This is a genomic window from Anabaena sp. CCY 9613 (assembly GCF_963920895.1).
Taxonomy (GTDB): domain Bacteria; phylum Cyanobacteriota; class Cyanobacteriia; order Cyanobacteriales; family Nostocaceae; genus Cyanocohniella.
In genome coordinates, this window is sequence record NZ_CAWUDE010000017.1 from 22,560 (window position 1) to 48,051 (window position 25,492).

Sequence of the window (25,492 nt, forward strand, 5' to 3'; positions counted from 1 at the left end):
TAAATAACTATATTTGTTATTTATACTACCCACTACTTGCGAAAATACTAGCAAGTAATATGATTATTCACCGACGCCATACTAAATATTTCCCAAAAATCAAAAAAGACAAAAATGTCAAAAAGGGTGGGTAAACCAGATAATGCAATAGCACAAATGTTTTCACCCATACCCCTGCACTTCTGCCTCTTTTACGGCTAAATACCCAGTCTTTGGTAAACTTGATCTAAATGCCGGAGATGTTGTTGTGGGTCGAAGCAGGTGGCAATTTCTGCTGGCGACAATTTTTGAGTAACACGTGAGTCTTTTGTAATTAATTCGTGGAAATTTCCTTCTGGCTTATTCCAAGCAGCATGAGCGCTTTCTTGGACGATCGCATAAGCTTCTTCACGGTTTAAGCCCTTATCTATCAATGCGAGTAGCACTTTTTGGCTAAAGACTACACCACCGTAGCAGTTAAGATTTCGTTCCATGTTCTCAGGGTAAACCAACAAGTTTTTCACTAGTTCGGTTATTTCGTGCAGCATGAAATGCGTCAAAATGCAAGCATCTGGCAAAACTACCCGTTCTACAGAACTGTGAGAAATATCCCGTTCATGCCACAAAGCCACATTTTCTAAAGCTGCACCAGCATGACTTCTCACCAGTCGCGCCATTCCTGTCAGCCGTTCTGAACGGATGGGGTTTCGCTTGTGTGGCATTGCTGATGAGCCTTTTTGACCTTTAGCGAAAAATTCCTCAACTTCTAAAACGTCAGTTTTTTGTAAGTTGCGAATTTCCACAGCAAAGCGTTCAATAGATGCAGCAATCAAAGCTAATTGTTGCACATAGTCAGCATGGCGATCGCGGGAAATAACTTGTGTTGAGGCCGCATCCGGTTTGAGTCCGAGTTTTTCGCAGGCGATCGCTTCTACTCGTGGTTCAATATTGGCATAGGTTCCCACCGCACCGGAAATTTTACCCACAGCAATGGTTTCCCGGAGAATTTTCAGGCGTTCTTGATGACGCAACACCTCAGCCAACCACCCAGCCAGTTTAAAACCAAAAGTGATTGGTTCAGCATGAATCCCATGCGATCGGCCAATCATTACCGTATAACGATGTTCCCGTGCCTTATGGCGAATAGCCTGAATTAAATCTTCCAGACGTTGTGATAATACATCTAAACTGGCAACTAATTGCAGTCCTAAAGCCGTATCCAGTACATCGGAACTGGTTAACCCCAGGTGAATATAACGTCCAGCATCACCTACATACTCATTGACATTAGTTAAAAAGGCAATGACATCGTGACGAACTTCGGCCTCAATTTCTAGCACCCGCTTGGGGTCAAATTTAGCCTTAGCTTTAATTTCCTCAACTGCTGGAGATGGAATATAACCCAGTTCAGCTTGGGCTTCACAAACTGCAATCTCTACCTGAAGCCAGGTTTCCAATTTATAAGATTCAGTCCACAGGTTGCCCATTTCGGGCAGAGTATAACGCTCAATCAACGTTCGCGGCAGAATACAACTGTCATATTTTACAGTCAAATCAGTTCATTAGTGCAGTGAGAAAATGAGGGAGTGGAGAGTAGGGAAGATATTGTGTTATTAATTAGCCAGTCGAAAGTCTTTCCTCCAAACTATTCTCTTGCTCTCTTCTAATAAAAGTTGATTCTTCTTCTGCGTTTGATGCGTTTGGGCTGGAAATAACGCATAATGCGATTGATTAAATTGGGAGGACGTTTTTTTCTATTATTAGTTTGTCCTACAGATGTATTACTACTGTGATTAGCCGCAACGTCTTCATCTATAGGTATGGCATTTGCTGTTGGAGTCATTCCATTGCCATGTCTCCTAGCATAAACTTGGGTAAATTCAGCACCAAAGAAAAGAATTTGAGCAGCATAGTTAACCCAAGCGAGGATGACTACCAATGAACCAGCAGCGCCATAGGCAGAACCAAAAGTTGTATTACCTAAATACTGTCCTAAGACAAATCTACCAATAGCAAACAAAAAGGACGTGATAATAGCACCAATTAAAACATCATCCCAAGTAATTTTTACATCGGGGAGAACTTTGAAAATTAATCCAAATAAAACTGTAGTAATGGCAAAAGAAAGTACAAAATTCAATATCTGCCAAATAATATCTGCACCTGGTAATAAACCACTTACATAAGTTAATACTGCTGATAAACCTGCGCTGACAACTAGAGAAACTAATAGTAAAAAACCCACACCCAAAATCATGGTAAATGATAAAAAGCGGGTGCGGATTATATTCATAATTCCTTGTCCAGGTTTTGGTTTGACCTCCCAAATTGTATTGAGAGAATCTTGTAATTCCGAAAATAAACCAGTAGCACCGACAAATAAAATTACAATACTAATAATTGAGGCTACAGTTCCTCCTGTTTCTGGTTGATTAGCATTTTGGATAGCTGTTTCTATAAATTCTGCTCCATCTCTACCAACTAATCCTTGAATCTGATTGACAATTTCACCTCTAGCGGCATCTTCACCAAATACTGCTCCAGCGACGGCAATGACAATAATCAGCAAAGGTGCTATGGAAAATATTGTGTAATAAGCCAATGCTGCTGCTAACCTGGGAACTTTATCTTCACTCCATTCTTTAAATGTTTCTTTCAGTAGCCGCCACATTGCTTTGAAATTCATTCAATTAGTCTCCTTATAGTTAGGAAGTTTGTATCCTCCTGCTATATTTGATACTAATTTTTGATGACATTACATCTACCTAAGGGCATTTGTGCCATATTCTTAAGGCAGAATTTATAGCTCCGGGAAAGAAGGTAGAAATGTTATGAAACGTCGATACAAGGGTTTCATTAATAATTTGAGGAACGGGCGATCGCCTGTGGAGACATCCTCAAGCCCATAACTGACTTATTATTGCATCCTATCGATTGTGCGGTATTGAATCGCTTCAGCTATGTGATTGGCTTTTAATTCATCTTCCCCTGCCAAATCTGCAATAGTCCGCCCTACTTTGAGAATACGATCGCTCGCCCTTGCTGATAACCCTAATTTTCTAATTGCTGCTTCTAATAAACTGCGGCTAGTATCATCTAACTTGCACCATGTCTGGAGATGATGACTTTGCATTTGGGCATTACACCGCAGATTTGGTTCATTTTCAAACCGGGTAGTGGCGCGATCGCGTGCTTGTTTGACTCGTTCCAAAACCGAAGTTGAAGCTTCTCCTGTGGGTTGTTGGGTAATTTCTTCTGGTTTTAGGCGATTAACTGCAACTTGTAAATCAATCCGATCCATTAAAGGACCTGAAAGCTTGGCCCAATATTGTTCTCGTTGTCTGGGTGAACAAGTACATTGTTGAATAGTATCGCCATAGTAACCGCAAGGACAGGGATTGGTACTGGCTACCAAAGTAAACTGGGCGGGAAACGTCACAGATTGGCGGGTGCGGGAAATGGTTACATAGCCATCTTCTAAAGGTTGGCGCAAAAATTCTAAAACATCCCGCTTAAATTCCGTTAATTCATCGAGAAACAAAATTCCTTGGTGAGATAAGGAGATTTCCCCAGGACGAGGAAAGCTACCACCACCCACAAGAGAAGGGCCAGACGCTGAATGGTGGGGACTACGAAACGGGCGATCGCGTACTAAAGAACCCCGATTTTTTAATAAACCAGCCACCGAGTGAATGCGCGTGACTTCTAGAGATTCGGCAAATTCCAAAGGTGGTAAAATACCCGGTAAACGTCGAGCTAGCATAGTTTTCCCACTTCCTGGAGGCCCGACAAAAATTAAATTGTGTCCCCCAGCCGCCGCAATTTCCAAAGCCCGACGAGCATGAGCCTGTCCTTTGACATCTTTTAAATCTGCGCCAGGATAAGCTATTGTGGGCAATTCTTGGGGTTGATCTACCTGTACAGGCTGATAACGCCCTGGATTATTTAATAAATTAACCACATCAGATAAATGCTTGCAGCCGTACACAGCCAATCCTTCTACCACCGAAGCTTCTTGAGCATTATCAGCAGGAACCACTAAACCGCTAATTCCCATTTTTTTAGCAGTTGCAGCAATGGGTAAAACACCAGCCACAGGCCTTAAACTACCATCCAAAGAAACTTCACCTAAGAATAGGTAATCGCCCAACAAATCAGCCCGAACTTGTTCAGAAGCCGCCAAAATACCTACACTAATGGGCAAATCAAAACAAGGCCCTTCCTTGCGTAAATCTGCTGGCGTTAAGTTAATCACAATTTTCCGCATGGGAAAAGCAAAACCAGCGTTTTTCAGCGTGGCTTTGACTCTTTCTTTAGATTCTTGAACCGCCGAATCTGGTAGCCCCAACACCACAATTCCTGGTAAACCCCCGGAAACATCGACTTCCACGCCAACTTTGACGGCATCGATGCCTACAATAGATGCACTCCAGACTCTAGCAAGCATTTCTTCTATAAAAATAAACCTTTAAAATCTCTAGCAGATGAATAAATCAATCGGCATGGGTACAACCACACAGACAATTCTCACAATTGCTAAATTTAAAGATGAAATGCCCAATTAAACCTCTTTAACTCTTCCTCTGTGCGACTCTGCTACCGCTAAAATAATAGTCTCTAGAGATGCAGGTAAATTATGGTTCAGAGTAATTCAATAAGTATTTGCAAAAAAATAACCCCTAACGCTTAGGGGTGTATCAATATATTACAGTTTATAAATTTAGTAACATCTTGCTTAACTAAAAAGCTTTATACCCTCCCTTAAGGTGAGGAGCTACAAAAGTCCCATCTTTCTTGAAATACCCGTTAACCATCTTTAGAGGTTTTGGAGCCTTTGGCATTTTGGGCATTTTTGGTTGTTTTGGTTGTTTAGCCATGTTCAAAACCTCTTACTTTAGATATCTATTAGTTTTACACTCAGTTTTAATTGTTACATCTGTATTACTGCTGTTATTTGTTTTAAGATACTGCAAAGCATTGTGGCGAAAAGTGTGAAAGTGTAAATTACTTGCAAAAAATCATTAAAAGGTATCTGGTTGCTTCAAAATTTTTTCTTAACTGATATCTTGTACCTAGCTTTGGGAAGCCAGCACAATTTTTTGTACTGGCCCGTAACTGTAATTATGCTTTCCTGTTAAGACTCTCGCCCTGAAGCCCAGGTATCACGCCATTTCACAGTACCTTCTTTGGCAATTACCCAACGACGGTTAACGAGATTTTCGCGCAGAGGCGATCGCCCTTCTCGCCACATGGCATATTTATAACTAATCAAGTTACCAGCGCTTTCGTTAAAGGGAATCTCTGCCGACCAGGTGTTGGTGTTGATGTACTCTAAAGGATAAGCTTTGCTAATATCCCAGTTGCCTAATTCTGGACAATCTCCAGTAATCACAATGGTTTCACCTGGTTGGGTATTAACTCCATTGAGTTGTACCCGCACGATGGTTTCTCCTTTGATTCTTTCGCCAACGTGGCTGAAAACAATTACTCCCCGTTCTTCCAGTAGCAAGTTATAAATTTTGCCGTCTTTTACTTCATACTTGTTGCGAGTGATAACGCAAGTATGTTCGCCATCAGGTAGTTCTGTTTCTACTTCTGGTAAGGTGACTGCGCCTCCCCGACTGAGGGCGACAAAACAGATAGAATCACGATAGCGACGGACATAGCAATAAATGTCTGGTGTAATATATTTTTGCCAATGGCTACCCATTGATACTGCTGGATTTAACCGTCGTAATCCAGATAACAATCTGATATAACGATAAATTTCCGTATCAGTATCCCAACTTTCCATCATGGGGCGGTTGTAAGGATCATTACCGCCATCAGTATCGTTATGTAAATACTGTTCTGTACCGTAATAAATACAGGGAATACCACGAACTGTCATGATTAAGGCGATCGCCACTTTTAACATCGCTGGATCTGGGTTCAGCGTTTGAAAGCGACACATATCGTGGTTGTCAATAAAGGTAACTAACTCTGTAGCTCCGTTGTAGCGATGGTCTTGGTCAAAAATGTATTGAATTGTGTGGAATCCGTTTTCTGAACCTTGGGCTAGTGCAGCTCTAATTGCCATGCATAGGCCAAAGTCTAGTATGGTCATGCCTGATTCATTGGCAAATTCTATCGAGCGATCGTCACCAGGATGGCTGTAAATCCATTCGCCGAAAATAAATACATCTGGCTTGTGATTGGTAATATCGCCTGTGAATTCTTGCCAAAACCAAATAGGCATATGCTTGACAGTATCCACCCTGAGTGCATCTACACCCCGGTCTAACCATTGTTTAATTGCTGACTTGATGTACTGTCTATATTCACTATTATTTTCGTTGAAGGTAGCTAAACCAGCTAGTTCGCAGTTTTGCACCTGCCAATCATCTTCCCAATTTTGCACTTCACCATAATGGTGATACCAGTGATTGACATCATCATTGAAGTCAGCAATTTTCACGCCATCGTCATACAGTTCACCCTTACTACCGTTAGTATCAGGGCTACTGTGGTTGCAGACAATATCCAGCACCAACTTCATTTTGCGCTTGTGCAGTTCCTCAATTAACCGATCAAAAGTAGTATTTTTGGTTTCCTGGGTTTCGTTTAACGAAGGATTCTCACCCTGGGCAATGTAGCGAGGATTAATTCGTTTAAAGTCTTTTGTCCAATAGCCGTGCATGGCTGCATTACTAATTAATAAATCTTCTACTTGTTCAAATAAGGGAGTCAGCCAAACAGCAGTCACCCCCATATTTTTGAGATAGTCCAATTTATCAATCACACCTTGCAAATCGCCACCCCAATATTTACCCCATTCTTGTTGGTTCGGATCGTATAAATCTGAGTTAATCCCTTCACTGTTATCTGGATCACCATCAAAAAAGCGATCAACTACCAGAAAATAAATTGTTTCTTGACGAAATTCAATATCTCTCGTGTAAAGAAATTCTAAATCAATTTCCGTTTCTGATGCCGGTGCTTGGATGAGAGCTTCTACTTGTGCGCTGGGAGAATCTACTTTGTATTGCTCTGGCGAGAACTGGGATGGAGGATTTTGCACCATAAAAGTTGCTTAATTTCATGGAATTAAAGTTTGCACGGATAAGACCACAGCATCTATAAGACGATGTGCCATTATACACAGCAGTATTATGTCATCCTACTCAAGATATAAAAATCTATCTCCAGCTAGTTGATAAATCTACCCATTAATGAATTAACTTGCCAATAAATCAAGGCAAAAGATGATTACTACTATGGGAATTGAATTGTAAAGTAAATATTAATATTGAAAGCAAAGTTCAGGACTTCTAGGGTTAATTAACAGCACAAAATATTTGGCACTACGCCTGACAGTATCGAGATGCTACTAGGATTTAATCCAGAAATCAAAGTCAATCAAAGCCAAAGTCTACTAATAAGGACACCCAGATACTAAATAAATCTAAATTTCTCCAAAAATATTACTGTTTACTCTCTGCATGTCTAATCATTCACATCCACTAAAGCGGGGGTTTTACTACCAGCGAATTTCAGTAATATTGAATGGACACTGGCGACACACTGAGAAACATCAAGTTAACCAAATGTTAGTAAACCTTCTTCTATAAAAGGTTCGCTACATTGCTAAACTGACCATTGTTACTTTTAATCTGTCAGCACTAGCAAATAAACAGGGTAGTAATTATGACTAAATATGACAAAATTTTTAACTCATCACAAGTCTCCAAAGAAACATTGAGTCCAGAAGAAGCCGTAGCAGCCATTGCCACAATCACTGCGATCGCTCATGCTTCTGTAGATGAGGTGGATGTAGAAAATTTAGTGAGTATCCTTTGGGAATTTGAAGTTTTTGAAGAATACTCAGCAGATGAAATTGTGGAAATAGTCGATAAACTCATAGGCATTGCCGAAGATGAAGGACTTGGGTCTTTATTTAATCTTGCTAACGAAAGCCTTTCCGATGACCTAGTTTTAGATGCTTTTGCCGCTGGGGTAATCGTGGTGATAGACGAAGAAGAACTGGTTATCCCTAAACAAAAACAGCCTTATCTAAAAAAGTTACAGGAAGCTTTGGAACTTGAGGATGAAGAAACCCAAGAAATCATCCAAGAAGTAATCGCTGCTTTAGAAGAAGCAGAAAATGAGGAATACTTTGATGACGACGACACAGTAGTCAAAGATTATGGCGACGACGTATATGAATCGCCCTCAGGTAATTTTTCAGTTCCTATTCCTGTTGATCCACAACAAGGTGGTAAGGTAAACAGTCAAGAAGGGCTAGCTGCCTTTTCTGATGACTTCGGCACTTTTCTCAGAATTGATTATTATTCCATCCCTTCAGACCAGTTAGAGGAGTTGGAATCTATTGGGCAAGAAGAATATCTCCAATCACTTCTAGTCAACAAGTACCTTCCGCAAGCAATTTTCAGCAATGTGCCCAAAGCTGAGGTGAAATATACTGAATACTTAGCAGACAAAATAGAAGGATCTTACTTCGTCTTAGTTCATATGCCTCAGGGTTCCACAATTTCCCAGCAAGAAAATAATGGCACTGCCACTAAGTTGGACGCATACCGGGGGCTACTCGCGTTTATGAATACTAACTATGTGTATATAGTTAGCAGCCAGCACAACTTCTTTAACGGTGAAATGCCGACTTCCATCGCAGAAGAAGCTAAAGACATTCAGGAGAATATTTTAGATTTTGTGGAGACTATAGAGTTTAGTTAAGCGTGGGGAGTAGGGAGTGGGGAGTAGGATTTTTGTTGAAGGCAAAAATGTTATGGGGAAAACCTGAACCGGATTATCTGATTAATGTCCGTCGCAGCAAGTCTAAAGCTGTATTAGCACTGATATAACGAATTAACGCACGTCCCCGCATAGTGCCAAAGCGATATTCAAAACTTTTCACTTCCTGCTCTGGCCCTGCTAAACCAATGTAAACTAAACCCACTGGCTTGGTGTCTGTTCCTCCGGTTGGGCCAGCAACACCTGTAATACTCAAGGCCCAAGTAGTTGAGAGGCGAGTTTTTACTCCCACAGCCATTTGTTCGGCAACAATAGCACTTACTGCCCCAAATTTCTCTAAATCCTCTGGATTCACTCCTAGTAATCCCACCTTTACCGAATTGTCATAAGAAATTACCCCACCCCAAAAGTAATCAGAACTGCCAGATTTATCAGTCAATATTTGCCCTAATCCCCCACCAGTGCAAGATTCTGCCACCGATAGTGTTGCACCCGATAGACGCAATAACTGACCTACCACAGAAGCCAAAGTGTCATCATTAGTCCCGTAGTAATCTAATCCAGCAATATCTTTAATTTGTTTCTCCACAGGTGCAATCAAAGCCTCAGCGGCGGCTTCGGAAGCAGCCTTGGCAGAAATTCGCAGTCTGACTTCACCCTTACCCGCATAAGGAGCTACCGTGGGATTTGGTAAGTTAAAATAGGGGGCAACTTTTTCTGCCAAAGCCGATTCACCGATCCCCCAAAACTTTAAACTCCGGCTATAAATAATTTCTTGTCCCCAACCTTGATTTTTGAGAAAAGGTACCGCTGTTTCTGACCACATCCGGTGCATTTCCGAGGGGACACCAGGAAAAGTAAAAATTGTGATTTCCGGGCGGGGTTGCCAGATAATACCGGGTGCTGTACCTGTAGGGTTGGGTAAAATGTCTGCACCTTGAGGAATTAATGCTTGTTTGCGGTTGGTAGGAGTCATTACCCGACCACGTTGGGCAAATTTCTGAGTTATGTCTTCGATAATTTCTGGATGTTCTACCAAGGGAACGCCAAAAAAATCGGCAATAGTTTCACAAGTCAGGTCATCAGGTGTAGGGCCAAGACCACCTGTAAAAATGAGAATTTGCGCTCTTGATATAGCAATTTCCATAACTTGCTTGAGTCTTTCTGGATTATCCCCAACTACCGTTTGATAGTAGTGGGGAATCCCCAGTTGCGCTAATTGTTGCGCTAAAAATTGAGAATTACTGTTGAGGATATCTCCTAACAGCAGTTCAGTACCAACACAAATAATTTCTGCACTCATTAAATCTTTGGTCATCCAGTAATAAGACAAAAGTAATCAGCCTTTACTTGTGTTGAGATAATTTCCAAACTCGCCAAGAAACATAACTGAGTAGCGAGGTGGTTGCACTAGCGTAAACAACACCACTAGGAATACCAGCAACAGCTAATGCCAAACTTCCTACCCACAGGGTAAGAGAGTAAATAAACAAAACAGTCCAGCGATGGGATAAACCAGCCTTTAAGAGTCGGTGATGTAAATGGCTGTGACCATCTGCAACCCAAGGTAATTTACCACTGCAAAGTCGTGCCAAAATCACAGCTGACATATCAACAATTGGTACAGCCAAAATCAGATAAGGCAAAATCACCGCAGTGAAGGCCGGAATTTTCACTAAACCAATGACACCTACAGCCGCTAGAGTAAATCCCATAAAATAAGCCCCGCCATCTCCCATAAAGATTTGCGCGGGGTTGAAGTTATAGCGAAGAAATCCCAAAGATGCGCCAGCTAAAGCGGCGGCGATTAAAGCTGCTGCTGGTTGTCGCATAAATAGAGATACTAGCAACATAATTACAGCCGCAATTCCTGACACTCCAGCGGCTAAACCATCTAAACCATCAATCCAGTTAATAGCATTGACCATGCCCACCAGCCAAATAACCGTAACCGGTAAACTTAGCCAAGTGAGGTTAACTATACCAACTGTGGGAATGCTAATAAAATCTATACTCACACCAACTTTCCAAGCGCCAGCAGCCACAATAATTTGCATTAGCAAGCGTGTGAGTGGAGAAAGACTTAACAAGTCATCGGCTAAACCAATCAAAAAAAAGCCCAGGCCGCCTAAAGTAACACCCCAAATTTGCCATTCTTTTTCAGGTGGTAAATGACCAAATCCGCCCAACCACCAGACAATCAGTAGAGAAGCAATGGTACCAGTAAAGATAGAAACTCCTCCCAGACGTACCATTGGGCGTTGATGGACTTTGCGATCGCCTGGTTGATCTACACGTCCACTTTTTATACCAATGTTTTTTACATCAGGCGTAGTCCAGAGAACGACTACTGCGGCTATCAGAAAAGCAATCAGATGATAAATCTGGGGAGGCATCGGTATTTTTAGTAACGTAGTGGTCAGACAACAATTTGCCGTGGGATGTTGCCATCTAAATATTTACTACATTTTGGGCTTTGATCAGCAAGAGAATTGGGGACAAGGGGACACTTCTCTTCGAGACGCTGCGCGGTAAGCGCAGCTATCCCCTTCAGGGCTTTACGACAAGCTCAGTGCGGTGCAAGGGGACAAGGCAATAGGGAAAATGTTGGTCATAGCTAGAAGTCTTTCCCCCTGCTCCCGTCCACTGAGCGACTTGTACCGAGCGAAGTCGAGGTAAGCCGAAGTGCTGCCCCCCTGCTCCCTGCTTCTTCTTTACGCCAAAGCTGGAACTGGAATTTGTAAATGTGGATACAAGGGGAAGCGATCGCACAATGCGGCTACCCGTTGGCGACAATCTTGGGCGACTGTCTCAGAATCGGGGTCAAGTAGGCGATCGGCGATAATGTTACCAATTTCGGTAAATTCTACTTCTCCCAAGCCTCTTGTGGTCATGGCTGGGGAACCTAATCTTAATCCGCTGGTGACAAATGGTGATTGGGGGTCAAAGGGGACTGTATTTTTGTTGGCGGTAATGTTCACGCCACTCACGAGCTGATCGGCTTGTTTGCCTGTGAGTCCTATATTCTGTAAATCTACTAACATCAAATGATTGTCTGTACCATTGGATACTAGCTTTAAGCTACGGTTTTGTAGTTGCTGGGCCAAGGCACGGGCATTGTCAATTACTTGCGCCGAATAAGTTTTAAATTCTGGCTTGAGTGCTTCACCAAAAGCTACTGCCTTAGCAGCAATTACATGTTCTAGAGGGCCGCCTTGAGTGCCAGGAAAAACGGATTTATCTAGCTTTTTACCTAGTTCGGCATCGCGGGTTAAAATCAAACCACCGCGAGGGCCACGTAATGTTTTGTGGGTAGTAGTTGTAACTACATCACATTCAGCAATGGGGTTGGGGTGCAAACCACTAGCAACCAAACCAGCGATATGGGCAATATCTGCTAGTAAGTAAGCGCCGATTTCATCAGCAATACTGCGAAACTTAGCAAAATCAATGATCCGGGGATAAGCTGAATAACCACAAATTAAGAGCTTAGGACGCTCCCTTAGCGCCAGCTCTCTGATTTGGTCGTAGTCTAGTTGTTCTGTTTGTTGGTTCACGCCATAGTGGCACACTTGGAACCACTTACCCGAAACATTCACTGGTGAACCGTGAGTAAGATGTCCCCCATGAGATAAATCCATACCCATGATTTTGTCGCCGGGTTCTAGCAATGTCAGGAAAACCGCAAAATTTGCCTGAGCGCCAGAATGGGGTTGGACATTGGCGTGAGCTGCACCAAATAATTGTTTAGCTCGATCAATGGCTAATTGCTCAACTTCGTCGATAAATTCACAACCGCCATAGTAGCGTTTACCTGGTAAACCTTCGGCATATTTATTTGTGAGTACCGAACCTTGAGCCGCTAGTACAGCAGCCGAGGTAAAGTTTTCGCTCGCAATCAACTCTAAGTGGTCGCGTTGACGCTGTAGTTCTTGGTTAATTAACCCGGCGATCGCTGGATCTGAGTCAGCGAGAAATTCTGAATTAGTTCTAGTCACTTCAACTATCCTTATGGAAATTGTCAAAACTGTTGATATTGGCTGGGCGCAGCATCTAAGTTAACGTTTACAATCAATGGTGTTTGACTGCTGACTGTTATTAGTGCTGACTTATTTATTATTAGATGCCAGACCCATGAATGTGTTAATCACCTTTAAGCTTTTTCCTGAATTTCAAATTTTACACCGCTATGGCTAACTTTACAGAGAGGCGAAAGAATGCGGATTTAATATTGTTCAGGATACTTATGTATATCTGTATTTTGTCTAAGTTTTGTATGTCTTGTTACAAAATTATCTCTATCTCAGACGGAAAACGTACAATAAATTAAAGTTCACTTGGTATTTTTTGTTATTACCCCATGTTTGCCAACAGCAGCGTAAAACTATACGTTGGGGCATTACCATCACCATAGTTTCCATACACAGTTTCAGTCTGATCTGGCTGCGTCCATAATTTGCGTATCTATTAAAAGTGTGCCTAAGCTGGGGGAACAATGCGGGGTAAGTAATGAAAATGTACAGGAGGGATTCAATGTTAGTCATTTTAATGGACGAGCAAATCCTCGCTCCCGCTCAAGTTTGCCAATCTTGTCTACTGGCTGATGGGAGCGGTCAACCCCGTTGGCGTGGCGGTCAATTGCGATGCGGTCAAGCTATTCGCCAACTGAATGCACAGCAAGTAGAGCAGTATGAATGTATGATGGGTTTCCGAATTGCTTATGTAGAATAATCAGATATCTCAGCAAGACTATGCAACTGCGTTATCCTAGGCTCAGTCACTTTTAAAATTTAGTCAAAGGAGAACGCACAATGACTTGGCGTGGGTCTACAAATGTTTCTGACCGGATTTTTGCTTGTTTACCTTACTTACTGCCTTTAATTGAGGGTCTAGTCTTTGGTAGCTATCTGCTGAGACAGTTTCCTTTCCTGCAAGTCATATTAATCCCTTTAACTCCCATACTGGCAATTTATCAAGCAGTACCTTTTGCTAGCTTGATCGTCTTTTTTGCCTTGTTCTTATTAGTGGTGAGAAACGAAAAAATTAGTCACTTCATTCGTTTCAATACGATGCAGGCAATTCTATTCAGTATAGTTATATTTTTGTGTTCCATACTGCTGCAAATTATATCTCCGGTTCCTGGTGCTGGCTTTGCCATTGAAACTATCACCAACACCATTTTTATCGGCTTAATAGCAGCAATTATCTATTCTGTGGCCCAATCTCTGTTTGGGCGTTATGCAGAAATTCCGGCGATTTCTGATGCTGTTTATATGCAGGTGCGCTAGTAAGTGGTCACGGTGTTTTCCAAGCGACCAATGCCTTCAATTTCTATACGGACGCGATCGCCTATGTGCATCGGCCCTACACCCACTGGTGTACCTGTTAACACTACATCACCCGGCAACAGTGTCATCACCTGACTAATGTAGGAAACTAACACGTCAGGGGGAAACACCATCTGATCAATACAAGCAGACTGCACTGGCGTAGGATCATCATTCAAAAATGTCTGTAATCTGGCTCCAGGATTCAATTCTCGGACAATCCAAGGGCCTAAAGGACAAAACGTATCAAAACCTTTGGCGCGTGTCCATTGACCGTCTTTTTGTTGGAGATCTCGCGCTGTCACATCGTTAGCTATGGTGTAGCCCCAAATTTTGGTTTGGGCTTCTTCTACTGTGCATTTACAAGTGCGATCGCCAATGACTAATGCTAATTCACCTTCGTAGTCTACCCGTTGCGACTGGAGCGGATACTTAATTTCTGTTTCCGAAGCAATAATAGATGTGGGCGGCTTGAGAAAGAGTAGTGGCTCACTAGGGACTTTAGTTCCCATTTCTTCAGCATGATCTGTGTAATTCTTCCCTACCGCCACAATTTTGGAAGGAGAGCAGGGAGTAAGAATTTGGTAGTTTTTTGGTTCGAGAATTAAGTCTATGGGTTCCCCTTTTAACCAGGGTGGAGCATCTAGCACCTGCACGTTGAGGGATAGTTGTAGCAATCCATAGTAAATTTTTCCTTCTTGATTTTGAACTCGCACATAGCGCTGCGCCATAACCTTGATTAATATCCTTTTGTCTGCGATTGAAAGCTGTAAGCGGGTAGCATATTCAGTCAGTGGTAGAGGCTTTAGCCCCAGACCGATTAGCTATAGTCTCAATTTGGGAAGCATACCCATTAGCTAAGTTGATAGCTTCATCAATTTGCTGGTGTTCACTAAAATCTAGTACTAATCATCGAAATTCAAAAGTGAGCCAGCGCGGTGAGTTTAGCATTGCAGGAGGGTTAGGTTTTTATTTATTTGGCGGATTTGGCTAATGATTCAAATTGAAAACTGGTAAGATTATAGTTCCTTGTTGCTTTGATGTTGATCATTGCTGGTATCCTCCATGAGATTCCTGTATAAAATCACATCAGCAGCCCTTTCGTCCATAAGGAGACCTAAAAGCATGTCCATAGTTTACGAAACAATATACATCCTACGTCCTGATCTGGGAGATGAACAGGTAGAGCAAGCGATCGCTAAATACCAGAATTTGCTCCAAGAACAAGGTGCTGAAAACATCGAAATTCAAAATCGGGGAAAACGTCGTCTGGCTTATGAAATTAAAAAACACCGGGACGGCATCTACGTGCAAATGAACTACACTGGGCCTGGATCTGCGATCGCTCCTATGGAACGTGCTATGCGTTTGAGCGAAGAAGTGATTCGCTACTTGACTATTAAGCAGGATCTACCAGAAACAGAAGCAGAAACAGCAGAAACAGAAACAGAAACAGTTGCTGTAACCGCCTAAGTTGTAATCTCATTAACCAATGCTGAGTGTTGAGTTTTTTGACTCAGTACTCAGTACTGATTAAGGTAAATATAAAAAAATTTTTACCAAGTAAGTTTTTCGGCATGTGGTTGGGAATGCTAAATTAACAAGTACTTCCTTAAGGCAGTACCATCGCAGTTATACCTAAAATTTAGACAAGCATTCGTCAATGGGAGCTGTAAGCCACTGTGAGCCAAACTGACACACCCAACATCCAAGCTCTCTCTACAGAGGTATCGCAGTTGCGCCAAGAGTTGCAGCTGCGTGATCAATTAGTGCAGCAGCTATCTCAAGAACTTTTCCGCTTGGTAAAGGGCAATGCTAATTTTATGCCCCAGAAATCCGAGCCTGAGTATGATACTACTCAATTACAGGCATTGCAAGAACAATTGCAAGCTGTTGAGCAGCAAGTAACATTCTACCAAGAACAAATTACTACTCGTGATACCGAAATTTACCAACTACGGCAGTCAGTACAAGAACTAACTGATCGCAGTCGAATGTTAGAGCAAGTAGTACAAGAGTTACCCCAAATTTACCGTCGTAAGTTTGAGGAGCGTATGGCTCCAGTCAGAGAAAAAGTAGCAATGTTACAAAGGGAAAACCGTAAACTTCAGGCAGAATTGCAAAGCGTGAGTTACCGTTTGGCAATTAAGACCCGCACAGCGAGTCACAGTGGCATTGATTTGCCAAATTTTCCCCGTCCGGATTCTAGTCCAAACAATATTTCTACTGTACAAAATGCATAAATTGCCAATAATAAACCACTTACATCTAAGGAAGTGGTTAGCTTTTATATATTTAGCAGTCAGATGCAGTCAGATGATTGGTGCAGTCAGGGTAGTAAATTAGACAAAATTTGTCTGAAACTGGTTTGCTTATTTCCCTCTGCACCCGTTGCCACTAAACATTAATTGACACCAGTATTGCAATGTAAGTGTCAGTTAAATCGGCTAACATGAGACTGCGATCGCTGGCTATGATAAAGGAATTAGGAGAAGATTAAGAAATACAAAAGCGATGAAATTACCGCATCTATCACAGGTAATAAACTAGCTCGCTATAGCCAGATCTTTATCGTTACTGGCAGTGAAAATATCCTCGTAAGTATCAAAAATTTCAAAAACTGAATCTAGCTGAGTCAGTTCCAAAATTAATCTTACTGGAGCTTGGACGTTGCATAACACTAGGCGACAACCATTTTCACGTGCCGATGTTAGTCCATTAATCAAAGGTACTAATCCAGAACTATCCATAAAATCAACTTCTGATAAGTCAATAACCCAGAGTTGATCAGACTGGGGTGTGACTTCCCTCATCTGTTCGCTCAAAGTCATTCCACCCTGCAAGTCAATGCTGCCGTGGGGCTTAAATAAAACTACTTGCAATTCTTGTGAGATAGTCATGAATTTAACTAGGTAGTTGAAACACGTAACAGAACAGAAATTTGGCATAAATACTAGCTTATCTTTAACAGCAAAATATTGTTTGCTTCCCAAATGCTAGGAATTCACATATCGGCTGCAAAAACGATTTAGTTCAGTACTTGTGCCGTATAATTTATTTTAACTTCCCTAAATATAGGCATAATCGCCTAATAATTTCGGTATCAACCGTATCTTTTACAAAATTTTTATATTTTCATCAGATTTTTATAAGTTTTCCCTAATAATTTTGTTTAGAGTATGTATCTGTGTTAATAACTCGTCAAGACTAAAGCGTCAATATTCAATATCTAATAAATAACATAAAAAACTAAAATATAAATTAAGTCTATATTATGGCTTGATTGACACCCCAGCCATAAACGAGCCAAGATATATGAAAGGTAAAAAATTGTAAAGGCGGCGGTGCGGGATGTCTCTTGAATTGATTTCACTAGAAAACATCCAAGAATTTGCCCACCAATATGGTTACTGGGCAATTTTTTTGGGAATTTTGCTAGAAAATTTGGGCATTCCCCTTCCTGGTGAAACAGTAACCCTGGTGGGTGGGTTTCTCGCTGGCAGTGATGAACTAAGTTACTGGTTAGTACTTGGTGATGCCGTTGCAGGTGCTGTCATAGGGGGTGCTTGTGGCTATTGGATTGGTAAAATTGGTGGCTGGCCGTTTCTGCTGCAAATAGGTAAACTCTTTCGGGTTTCCGAAGAGCGATTGCTCAACATTAAAGAACAATTTAGTGATAACGCCACTAAAGCTGTATTCTTTGGGCGTTTTTTCGCATTACTGCGAATTTTTGCAGCGCCACTAGCAGGTATAGCTGAAATGCCTTTTAGAAAATTCTTTGTATACAACTTAGCAGGAGCAAGCGCATGGGCTAGTGTGATGGTGACGTTAGCTTTTTTTGCTGGCAGAGTTATTTCTCTAGAACAATTGGTTGCTTGGGTGAGTCAATTTGCGATCGCGGCTTTACTAATTCTGGTGGCCTTGATTGGTATACCCATATGGTTAGAGTCCCGCCAAGTGAAACGAGCAACTAGTGAGTGAGAAGAGGCTAGGGGAAAGAGGCAGGGGGGCAGGGCGCAGGGTGCAGGAGGGAAATTTCTTCGTTACTCCCTACTCCCTACTCCCTACTCCCTACTCCCTACTCCCTACTCCCCACTTCCTACTTCCTACTTTGCTGTGCCCAAATGCGCGTGGGCAATCCCCAAATATAAATAAAGCCTTCAGCAGATTTGTGATCAAATTGGTCTTCCGAACCGTAGGTCGCTAAATCGGGGGTGTAGAGAGAATTATCACTCCAACGCCCAACTATGCTGGCGTTACCTTTAAAAAGTTTGACTCGTACTGTTCCTAAAACTCGTTCTTGAGTTTTGTGAATAAAAGCATCTAGTGCGTTTTTGAGTGGACTGTACCAAAGACCGTTATAAACTATTTGGGTATAAGTTTCTTCTATACCCCGCTTGTAGTGACTAACATCCGCTGTCAAAGTCAGACTTTCTAAATCACGGTGTGCCTGAATTAGCACTAACATAGCGGGTGATTCATATATTTCTCGTGATTTGATACCTACTAGGCGGTTTTCAATCATATCAATCCGCCCAATGCCATGATTGCCTGCGGCTTGATTGAGTTGTTCAATTAACTCAACTGGGTTTTTAGGTGTGCCGTTGAGGCTGGTAGGAATACCCCCCTGAAACCCAATTTCCATGTATTCTGGCTCATTGGGAGTATCCGCGATCGCCTTGGTCATTTCATAAATTTCTTCTGGTGGTTCAGCAGCTGGATCTTCCAATACCCCAGCTTCTATGCTGCGACCGAGTAAATTTTTATCAATACTATAGGGAGAAGATTTTTTTACTGGTGTGGGGATACCAAACTGCTCACCGTAAGCGATGGTTTCCTCACGACTCATGCCCCATTCCCTGGCTGGTGCGAGGATCTTCAAATTGGGATCAAGGGCCGCACAAGCTACGTCAAAGCGCACTTGATCATTACCTTTACCAGTGCAACCATGAGCGATCGCATCAGCACCATATTTATGGGCAGCTTCTACTAGTATCTTGGCAATCAACGGACGAGCAAGGGCAGTCCCTAAGGGATAGCGATTTTCGTAGAGGGCATTGGCTTGAATTGCGGGAAAAGCGTAATCTTTAACAAAACTATCTTTCACATCCGCCACAAGAGATTCACTTGCACCCGATTTCAGAGCTTTTTCTCGGATTGGCTCTAATTCATCTCCCTGACCTAAGTCTGCTGCCAGAGTAATTACTTCTTCTACACCCCACTCTTTTTTCAGGTAAGGAATGCAAACGGAGGTATCCACTCCACCAGAATATGCCAGGACAACCTTTTTGGCGCGACCCATGAGTTTGATTTCTCCAGTTAGGAAAACAAAGAATGAGTCATTATTATAAGTCATGCTGGCTAACAGCCTTGACAATCTCACTGCCAAGCTGGATTTCTTTTACACAACACTATCTTTGGCAATTTGGTATTATGTCAGCGTTATCCTCTGGACATTTTCCTGAAAGATTGCTTCTTGTTGAGTATTAATACTTGTGGCAAATATCAACCAGTTTTTATTATGTTTGTTTTTTTGTATTTGATTTACACTTAAGACCAGCCAGGCTAGTTTTGGGTGAGTCGATTTTAGTACTAAAAAATAATTTTAAAGTAAAAATTATTTACATCTGAGTCATAAATAGTCATACAATATGGTTTCTTTATTAAGAAAGATAAAACTAGCTGTAAATTTTAAGCATTATGAGTCTAATTGCGTTACAATTCGTTAACTCTTTCTAAGGATTTAAGATTTTCTTTATAAATCAACCTTCAGGCAGTCATAAGCTGTTAATCCTGTCATAGTATGAAACATAAGAACACTATTTCTGCCTGTGTTCACTGTTGTAGCTTGTAGAAGTCAAATTCTGAGTAAAAAAATGCTAGGGGTGTACTGTCCATGCCCTTGACAATCCTTGTTGTGGATGACGACCTGGGCACTCGTCTGTCTATTAGTGACTATCTTGAACTGTCTGGCTACTCAGTGATCACAGCTAATGACGGTCAAGAGGCTTTGGCAATGGTAGATGATTACCATCCTGATTTGATAGTCACTGATATTGTCATGCCACAGATGAATGGCTATGAACTAGTACGTCGAGTACGTCAACAGCCAGTATTTCGGTTATTACCCGTAATTTTATTAACAGCACGCACAAAGACTCAAGAAAGAATTCTGGGTTACCAATCAGGGTGCGATTTGTACTTGCCTAAGCCTTTTGAACTAGAAGAGCTAGCAGCAGCAATTCGGAATCTCCTGGCGCGATCGCAAATTATTCAATCGGAGTACCGCTTTTCCCATAAAGAGAATCTGGGAGGTTCCTTTGCGACAAAAGAAATGGACACTCACCAATCTTTATCTACTCATATTCAGCAATCACATTTGCTGTCATCGTTGACCGCCAGAGAACAAGAAGTCCTAGAACTATTGACTCACGGTTTTTCTAATGCCGACATGGGCAATCAACTACACCTAAGTCCCAGAACAGTGGAAAAATATGTGAGCAGCTTATTAAGAAAAACTGCCACCAGCAACCGAGCAGAACTAGTACGTTTTGCCATGAAGCATGGCTTAGTGGATTGATCCTCTCACCGCCAGGCTGACGCTGTGGCGGGAGATTCTTTTAGTACAAGTACCATAGAGTTTTACAGATTCTGCACAAGCCAGAAATTCTGTGTCTCTCAAGGTATTTGCTCACATTTATGCTTGCAATTGATTGTTGGTAATGTGTTGAAGTAAACCTTCACAAGCATCCACAAGCAAATCGATTACCTGATTAAAGCCATCTACTCCGCCGTAATAAGGGTCGGGAACTTCCTTGAGGGTGTGCCTTGAACAAAATTGACACATTAAATAAACTTTATGGTGATGCTGCCTAGTTGGATCAAGAGCAAGGATATTTTCATAATTCTCTTGATCCATTGCCAAGATCATATCAAAGTCATGAAAGTCTAATTTTTGAAATTGGCGAGCTTGACCACGCAGTTTAATTCCCAATTTGGCAGCAGCAGCAGAACTCATGCGTCGGTCGGGGGCGCTACCAATGTGGTAACTCGATGTACCCGCAGAGTCACAGAAAATGCCATCGCCCAAGTCAGCCTGTGCGATGAGATGATTCATAATATTTTCTGCCGATGGCGAGCGACAAATATTCCCCAGGCAGACAAACAACAGCTTGTAAGGCATAAATATTTTACTTAGTACCCATCAAAGGTCAAAAGTCTACAGTCATCAGTCTAATGGTAGATGACTAATGACTAATGACTAATGACCAATGATTAAAATCCAGGTAGTTCTAGTCCACTGGTCAAGTCTTCCATCCGTTCCCGCATTGTGGCTGTAGACTTGTTGTAGGCATCTTTCATGGCTACTGTTACCAGATCAGAAAGTAGTTCTGCACCTTGCCCTAGAGCATCTGGGGCAATTTCTACGCGCTTGGGTTCTTGGTTCCCACTGACTATAACTTTAACGAGTCCACCACCAGACTCACCCTGAATTTCCATTTGCTCCAATTCTTCTTGGAGACGCTTTGCTCCTTCTTGAACCTGCTGCGCTTTTTTAAAAGCATCAGCTAGTTCTTTCATTTTTCCTAAGCCAAAACCAAATCCCTGTCCTTTACCTGTCATAATCGATTTTCCAAGTGTACGTTAAATAACAAAATCAAATTCAATTATAGATGCGGTCGGCAATTTGCCTATTTTCTTACCAATAATTAATCCTGGATTTGGGGCGATAATGGGGATGATGGTGGTACAAGCCCAACTTCTTCCCCTAGTCTCTAGCCTCTAGCCCCTAGTCCCTTAAGCAACTGCTTGAAACTCACCGATCATTTTGACTTCTGGCTCTAAGCAAATTGACCATCGGTCTTGTACTTGTTGTTGGATATGACGGATGAGATAAAAAATATCACTAGCCTTGGCTCCACCACGATTGACGATAAAATTAGCATGTAATAATGCCACTTGCGCTCCGCCAATTTGGTAGCCTTTCAAACCTGTTTGTTCGATTAACCACCCAGCTGCATAAGGTGTAGGGTTACGGAAGACGCTTCCGCAACTGGGGAAATTGTAAGGTTGGGTAGTTAGACGATGTTTTTTGTGTTGTTTGGTTACTGCCAAAACCAACGCTGGATCAACACCTGGTTGCAATTGGAAGGTGGCTTGGGTAACAATGCGATCGCTACCTTGCAATGATGAAGTCCGGTAGCTGTAACCGATTTCGTCGGGGGTCAAAGTTGCTAAAGTACCGTCTGACGAAAGTACTTGGGCGCTAACTAACATATCTGCGATACAGCTATTATGTGCCCCGGCATTCATGACTACAGCACCCCCAACAGTTCCGGGAATGCCCACAGCCCACTCTAATCCTTGCCAACCTAATTTGGCTGCTTCCCATGCCAAGCTAGGAATTGATTCCCCCGCAGCGACGGTTAATTGGCCTGTCTGGGGATCAAAGTAGCTATGGCGGAGATGACGAGTAGAAATGACTAAGCCTGGTAAACCGCGATCGCTTACCAACATGTTAGAGCCTGCTCCCAATGTTGTCACTGACAATTCTTGTTCTTTTGCATACTCTAAACTGGCTTGAAGAGCTTCTAAATTATGGGGGGCAACGTACCATTCCGCTGCTCCCCCAACTCTATATGAAGTAAATGCAGATAAGGATGCTTGTGACTTAATCGCACAATCAGTACCTTTCAGGTAAATTATTTTACTGTCATTAGAATCTTCTGTTTTCTGCTTCTGTGCATTTGTAGCAAAAATTGTGCAGACATTTGCAGCTGCCTGGGATATTTTCATCTTTAGATCAATTTGTGAAATTTTTACATTTATTTGCCGTAAAAATACAGCAACAGGGTTAATCGATAAAATCCTTACCAGAGTTAGACTTCATGCCTTTCTCTTCATCTAGGATGTAGCTGTCGCAGGTTCGCAAAGTGTAGTAATTATTTCAGGAATCACCTGATTTAAATTCCCAGCACCCAGAAATAATGCTAAATCTCCGGGACGCAGCGTTTGCAGCAAGAACTCGCTCATTAGGGATAAATTAGGTTGATACAGCACTTGTGGGTGCTGTTTAGCAATTTCTGCTGCCAGTTGCTCACCGCTAATTTGCCCTAAATTGGGTTCTCCGGCGCTGTAAATATCTGTCAGCACAACTAAATCAGCGTAAGTAAATGACTCGGCAAATTCTTCTAAAAAGGTCAGTGTGCGACTATAGCGATGGGGTTGGAAAATGGCAACCACTCTTTGCCCTGGCCTTGCTTGTAGGCGTGCAGCAGCCAAAGTAGCGCGAATTTCGCTAGGGTGATGAGCATAGTCATCAATGAAGGTAATGCCGTCAACTTCTCCCCGAAACTCAAAGCGACGTCTTGCACCTTCAAAGGTGGCAATACCCTTGGCAATCGCCCCAAATTCTAAGCCTACAACTCGACCAACAGCTACCGCAGCCAGAGCATTACTTAGATTATGCCGACTCAGCAGTCTTAATTTCAATACTCCTAAAGCTTTACCTTTCTCCAAAACTAAAGCTGTAGTGCCATCAGGACGATATTCAATATTACTAACGGTATAGTCTGCCTCTGTCTCTGGGTTGAGGCTGTAGGTGATTGTCGGTTTGAGGCGATCGCCGGAGGCGTTGCGTAGCAACTCGCGTACTGTCTCACAATCAATACTACCTATGACGGTTTTACAACTAGATGCAAATGTTTGAAAGATATCAATTACTTCTTCTAAGGTGTCATAGTGATCAGGATGATCAAGTTCAATATTAGTAATAATGCCTATTTCTGGGGCGTGTTTCACCAGAGAACCATCAGATTCATCTGCCTCAGCTACCAGATATTCACTTTGTCCCAATCGAGCATTTCCTTCCCAAGCATTAACTTCACCACCTACAAGAATTGTTGGGTCTAAACCCGCTTGCAACAGCATATAGCCGATCATGCTACTGGTTGTAGTTTTACCGTGGGTTCCTGCCACCGCGATACTACGATAATCACAAATCAAGGCAGCTAGGACATCTGAACGATGAAAAATTGGACAGCCTAATTCCACTGCTGCTTTGTATTCCAAATTATTAGCGTTAATTGCTGTTGAACAAATAACTTGAGGCAGTGTTGACTTGGTAACAGTAGGTAATATTTCTTGTGAGTTTAATAATACTCTATTAGCTGATTCACTAGAAACAAAGAATCCCAGATTACTGGCCTCTTGTGTCCCAAAAATATGTGTTCCGATAGATTCTAACTTGCGCGTAATATGATTTGGACGAAGGTCAGAACCTGACACTGGCAGTTGACGCTTGGCTAGAACGTATGCCAGGGCAGACATGCCTATGCCACCAATTCCAATGAAATGAAATGGTCTGCCGCCAAAATCTACAAAATTACTCATTGATTGCTCCTCTTACACCACACCATAATCACAAATGACACGCGTATCATAACAGGAATTTGATTTTTACCGTAACTGTCCCTGCATCTTGTTTATACCCGATGTTTGGATTATTTTCCTCTGTTGTTTTGCTGATTGAGAATGATTTTACCTTTGTTGGAGGTTTTTGCTATTTCTGAACTCTTGTTAAGATTATTCGGAAAATTTCTGCTGTATCGGGACAGAAATTCTTGTAGTTTCAAATACATATTTCTTAATTCCTTACTGGTATTGCCTACTGTAATACATTGGTAATGAAACAAGCTTTTAAATTCCGTCAAGCTCAAACGCAAATTGAATAAAATAGTACATTGGTATTAAAAGCGTTTTTAATTGCATCAAGTTCAGGCATGAGATGAATGCAGCAAATAGCAATCTTTGGTGGCACATTTGATCCAATTCATTGGGGACACTTGCTCATAGCTCAGACAGCTTTGTATCAAATACCTCTAAAAAAAGTAATTTGGGTGCCATCACTCAATCCTCCTCACAAACAAACGACTTTGTTTGAGCATCGAGTAGCAATGCTGCAATTGGCTACCAGAGATAACCCAGCGTTTACTGTCTCCCTAGTAGAGACAAATCGCTCTGGAAGTTCTTACGCCATCAACACCTTGATTGATTTATCTACTTTTTACCCAAATACTCACTGGTACTGGATTGTGGGTTTAGATACCTTCCAAACCTTACCCCGTTGGTACCGTGGACACGAACTAGCACTAATGTGTGATTGGTTAATCGCACCCCGACTGCTAGGTGGTGAGACTATAGCTCAAAGCGAGTTAATCTGCAAGCAAGTGGAGCAACAACTAAAGCAGCAGTCACAAAACATTCACTGGCAACTCTTGAATATACCCTTAGTGGAACTTTCGTCAAGTCTTATTCGTAACCTTTGCCGCGAAGGCCAGTCAATTCACTATTTAGTCCCCGAAGGGGTTAGATCCTACATCATGATTCACAAGCTCTACTCAGATAAACCTGAATAAAATATGTTTTTTTTTTAT

Annotated in this window: 22 protein-coding genes; 8 read left to right on the forward strand and 14 right to left on the reverse strand. The window is 42.0% G+C overall.

What is annotated here, in order from left to right; genetic code table 11:
* Nucleotides 1–197: 197 nt before the first annotated feature.
* From purB to ACM0OT_RS18580, 4 genes are all read right to left on the reverse strand, one after another.
* Complete coding sequence (gene purB, locus ACM0OT_RS18565) at nt 198–1,493, reverse strand: adenylosuccinate lyase (protein WP_414565975.1); 1,296 nt, start codon at nt 1,491–1,493, stop codon at nt 198–200.
* Between the two features lie 149 nt (nt 1,494–1,642).
* Nucleotides 1,643–2,665, reverse strand: a complete 1,023-nt coding sequence (locus ACM0OT_RS18570; RefSeq protein WP_414565894.1) for a YihY/virulence factor BrkB family protein — start codon at nt 2,663–2,665, stop codon at nt 1,643–1,645.
* A gap of 231 nt (nt 2,666–2,896) precedes the next feature.
* Nucleotides 2,897–4,426: a YifB family Mg chelatase-like AAA ATPase gene (locus ACM0OT_RS18575; protein WP_414565895.1), complete on the reverse strand. Its 1,530-nt coding sequence runs from the start codon at nt 4,424–4,426 to the stop codon at nt 2,897–2,899.
* Nucleotides 4,427–5,113: 687 nt separating this feature from the next.
* Nucleotides 5,114–7,042: an alpha-amylase family glycosyl hydrolase gene (locus tag ACM0OT_RS18580; RefSeq protein ID WP_414565896.1), complete on the reverse strand. Its 1,929-nt coding sequence runs from the start codon at nt 7,040–7,042 to the stop codon at nt 5,114–5,116.
* A 623-nt stretch (nt 7,043–7,665) separates the two neighbouring features.
* Here ACM0OT_RS18580 and ACM0OT_RS18585 point away from each other — a divergent pair.
* A complete protein-coding gene (locus tag ACM0OT_RS18585; RefSeq protein WP_414565897.1) occupies nt 7,666–8,712 on the forward strand; it encodes a hypothetical protein in 1,047 nt (348 codons plus the stop codon).
* A 73-nt stretch (nt 8,713–8,785) separates the two neighbouring features.
* Here ACM0OT_RS18585 and ACM0OT_RS18590 read toward each other — a convergent pair whose 3' ends face one another.
* From ACM0OT_RS18590 to glyA, 3 genes are all read right to left on the reverse strand, one after another.
* The gene (locus ACM0OT_RS18590; RefSeq protein ID WP_414565976.1) at nt 8,786–10,033 is read right to left on the reverse strand and encodes a competence/damage-inducible protein A; all 1,248 of its coding nucleotides are present in this window, start codon (nt 10,031–10,033) and stop codon (nt 8,786–8,788) included.
* 43 nt (nt 10,034–10,076) lie between these two features.
* Nucleotides 10,077–11,126 (reverse strand): glycosyltransferase family 4 protein, encoded by a 1,050-nt coding sequence (locus ACM0OT_RS18595; protein WP_414565898.1) that lies wholly within the window; start codon nt 11,124–11,126, stop codon nt 10,077–10,079.
* Between the two features lie 318 nt (nt 11,127–11,444).
* Nucleotides 11,445–12,728, reverse strand: coding sequence for a serine hydroxymethyltransferase (gene glyA, locus ACM0OT_RS18600; RefSeq protein ID WP_414565899.1), 1,284 nt, complete (start codon nt 12,726–12,728; stop codon nt 11,445–11,447).
* Nucleotides 12,729–13,263: 535 nt separating this feature from the next.
* Between glyA and ACM0OT_RS18605 the strand changes: the two genes are divergently transcribed.
* Nucleotides 13,264–13,461 carry a hypothetical protein gene (locus ACM0OT_RS18605; RefSeq protein ID WP_414541153.1) on the forward strand — a complete coding sequence of 66 codons (198 nt, stop codon included), beginning with the start codon at nt 13,264–13,266 and terminating at the stop codon, nt 13,459–13,461.
* Nucleotides 13,462–13,541: 80 nt separating this feature from the next.
* Complete coding sequence (locus ACM0OT_RS18610) at nt 13,542–14,018, forward strand: Tic20 family protein (protein ID WP_414565900.1); 477 nt, start codon at nt 13,542–13,544, stop codon at nt 14,016–14,018.
* Here ACM0OT_RS18610 and ACM0OT_RS18615 read toward each other — a convergent pair.
* A complete protein-coding gene (locus ACM0OT_RS18615) occupies nt 14,015–14,788 on the reverse strand; it encodes a fumarylacetoacetate hydrolase family protein (RefSeq protein ID WP_414565901.1) in 774 nt (257 codons plus the stop codon). The genes ACM0OT_RS18610 and ACM0OT_RS18615 overlap by 4 nt on opposite strands.
* 394 nt (nt 14,789–15,182) lie before the next feature.
* On the opposite strand from ACM0OT_RS18615, the gene rpsF reads away from it, so the two are divergent.
* Nucleotides 15,183–15,530, forward strand: a complete 348-nt coding sequence (gene rpsF, locus ACM0OT_RS18620; RefSeq protein ID WP_414565902.1) for a 30S ribosomal protein S6 — start codon at nt 15,183–15,185, stop codon at nt 15,528–15,530.
* Between the two features lie 209 nt (nt 15,531–15,739).
* Nucleotides 15,740–16,300 (forward strand): Npun_F5560 family protein, encoded by a 561-nt coding sequence (locus ACM0OT_RS18625; RefSeq protein ID WP_414565903.1) that lies wholly within the window; start codon nt 15,740–15,742, stop codon nt 16,298–16,300.
* Nucleotides 16,301–16,603: 303 nt separating this feature from the next.
* On the opposite strand, the gene ACM0OT_RS18630 is transcribed toward ACM0OT_RS18625, so the two are convergent.
* Nucleotides 16,604–16,957: an STAS domain-containing protein gene (locus tag ACM0OT_RS18630; protein ID WP_414541148.1), complete on the reverse strand. Its 354-nt coding sequence runs from the start codon at nt 16,955–16,957 to the stop codon at nt 16,604–16,606.
* Nucleotides 16,958–17,408: 451 nt separating this feature from the next.
* Between ACM0OT_RS18630 and ACM0OT_RS18635 the strand changes: the two genes are divergently transcribed.
* Nucleotides 17,409–18,038, forward strand: coding sequence for a DedA family protein (locus ACM0OT_RS18635; RefSeq protein WP_414541147.1), 630 nt, complete (start codon nt 17,409–17,411; stop codon nt 18,036–18,038).
* A 118-nt stretch (nt 18,039–18,156) separates the two neighbouring features.
* On the opposite strand, the gene ACM0OT_RS18640 is transcribed toward ACM0OT_RS18635, so the two are convergent.
* Nucleotides 18,157–19,359 (reverse strand): argininosuccinate synthase, encoded by a 1,203-nt coding sequence (locus ACM0OT_RS18640; protein ID WP_414565977.1) that lies wholly within the window; start codon nt 19,357–19,359, stop codon nt 18,157–18,159.
* Between the two features lie 594 nt (nt 19,360–19,953).
* On the opposite strand from ACM0OT_RS18640, the gene ACM0OT_RS18645 reads away from it, so the two are divergent.
* Nucleotides 19,954–20,637, forward strand: coding sequence for a response regulator transcription factor (locus tag ACM0OT_RS18645; RefSeq protein WP_414565904.1), 684 nt, complete (start codon nt 19,954–19,956; stop codon nt 20,635–20,637).
* A gap of 117 nt (nt 20,638–20,754) precedes the next feature.
* On the opposite strand, the gene ACM0OT_RS18650 is transcribed toward ACM0OT_RS18645, so the two are convergent.
* From ACM0OT_RS18650 to murC, 4 genes are all read right to left on the reverse strand, one after another.
* On the reverse strand, nt 20,755–21,240 hold the full coding sequence (locus tag ACM0OT_RS18650) for a low molecular weight protein-tyrosine-phosphatase (RefSeq protein ID WP_414565905.1): 486 nt from the start codon (nt 21,238–21,240) through the stop codon (nt 20,755–20,757).
* Between the two features lie 92 nt (nt 21,241–21,332).
* Complete coding sequence (locus ACM0OT_RS18655) at nt 21,333–21,680, reverse strand: YbaB/EbfC family nucleoid-associated protein (RefSeq protein WP_414541144.1); 348 nt, start codon at nt 21,678–21,680, stop codon at nt 21,333–21,335.
* Between the two features lie 174 nt (nt 21,681–21,854).
* The gene (murB, locus tag ACM0OT_RS18660) at nt 21,855–22,853 is read right to left on the reverse strand and encodes a UDP-N-acetylmuramate dehydrogenase (protein WP_414565906.1); all 999 of its coding nucleotides are present in this window, start codon (nt 22,851–22,853) and stop codon (nt 21,855–21,857) included.
* A gap of 108 nt (nt 22,854–22,961) precedes the next feature.
* Entirely contained in the window at nt 22,962–24,449 is a 1,488-nt protein-coding gene (gene murC, locus ACM0OT_RS18665) for a UDP-N-acetylmuramate--L-alanine ligase (protein ID WP_414565907.1), read from the reverse strand.
* Between the two features lie 398 nt (nt 24,450–24,847).
* On the opposite strand from murC, the gene nadD reads away from it, so the two are divergent.
* Nucleotides 24,848–25,474, forward strand: coding sequence for a nicotinate (nicotinamide) nucleotide adenylyltransferase (gene nadD / locus ACM0OT_RS18670; RefSeq protein WP_414565908.1), 627 nt, complete (start codon nt 24,848–24,850; stop codon nt 25,472–25,474).
* The last annotated feature ends 18 nt before the right edge of the window (nt 25,475–25,492 follow it).

Bases quoted from the DNA above. Each gene is read 5' to 3' on its own strand.
- ACM0OT_RS18570 (WP_414565894.1), bottom strand. From the start codon at position 2,665: ATGAATTTCAAAGCAATGTGGCGGCTACTGAAAGAAACATTTAAAGAA.
- ACM0OT_RS18575 (WP_414565895.1), bottom strand. From the start codon at position 4,426: ATGCTTGCTAGAGTCTGGAGTGCATCTATTGTAGGCATCGATGCCGTC.
- ACM0OT_RS18580 (WP_414565896.1), bottom strand. From the start codon at position 7,042: ATGGTGCAAAATCCTCCATCCCAGTTCTCGCCAGAGCAATACAAAGTA.
- ACM0OT_RS18585 (WP_414565897.1), top strand. From the start codon at position 7,666: ATGACTAAATATGACAAAATTTTTAACTCATCACAAGTCTCCAAAGAA.
- ACM0OT_RS18590 (WP_414565976.1), bottom strand. From the start codon at position 10,033: ATGAGTGCAGAAATTATTTGTGTTGGTACTGAACTGCTGTTAGGAGAT.
- ACM0OT_RS18595 (WP_414565898.1), bottom strand. From the start codon at position 11,126: ATGCCTCCCCAGATTTATCATCTGATTGCTTTTCTGATAGCCGCAGTA.
- ACM0OT_RS18605 (WP_414541153.1), top strand. From the start codon at position 13,264: ATGTTAGTCATTTTAATGGACGAGCAAATCCTCGCTCCCGCTCAAGTT.
- ACM0OT_RS18610 (WP_414565900.1), top strand. From the start codon at position 13,542: ATGACTTGGCGTGGGTCTACAAATGTTTCTGACCGGATTTTTGCTTGT.
- ACM0OT_RS18615 (WP_414565901.1), bottom strand. From the start codon at position 14,788: ATGGCGCAGCGCTATGTGCGAGTTCAAAATCAAGAAGGAAAAATTTAC.
- rpsF (WP_414565902.1), top strand. From the start codon at position 15,183: ATGTCCATAGTTTACGAAACAATATACATCCTACGTCCTGATCTGGGA.
- ACM0OT_RS18630 (WP_414541148.1), bottom strand. From the start codon at position 16,957: ATGACTATCTCACAAGAATTGCAAGTAGTTTTATTTAAGCCCCACGGC.
- ACM0OT_RS18635 (WP_414541147.1), top strand. From the start codon at position 17,409: ATGTCTCTTGAATTGATTTCACTAGAAAACATCCAAGAATTTGCCCAC.
- ACM0OT_RS18640 (WP_414565977.1), bottom strand. From the start codon at position 19,359: ATGGGTCGCGCCAAAAAGGTTGTCCTGGCATATTCTGGTGGAGTGGAT.
- ACM0OT_RS18645 (WP_414565904.1), top strand. From the start codon at position 19,954: ATGCCCTTGACAATCCTTGTTGTGGATGACGACCTGGGCACTCGTCTG.
- ACM0OT_RS18650 (WP_414565905.1), bottom strand. From the start codon at position 21,240: ATGCCTTACAAGCTGTTGTTTGTCTGCCTGGGGAATATTTGTCGCTCG.
- ACM0OT_RS18655 (WP_414541144.1), bottom strand. From the start codon at position 21,680: ATGACAGGTAAAGGACAGGGATTTGGTTTTGGCTTAGGAAAAATGAAA.
- murB (WP_414565906.1), bottom strand. From the start codon at position 22,853: ATGAAAATATCCCAGGCAGCTGCAAATGTCTGCACAATTTTTGCTACA.
- murC (WP_414565907.1), bottom strand. From the start codon at position 24,449: ATGAGTAATTTTGTAGATTTTGGCGGCAGACCATTTCATTTCATTGGA.
- nadD (WP_414565908.1), top strand. From the start codon at position 24,848: ATGCAGCAAATAGCAATCTTTGGTGGCACATTTGATCCAATTCATTGG.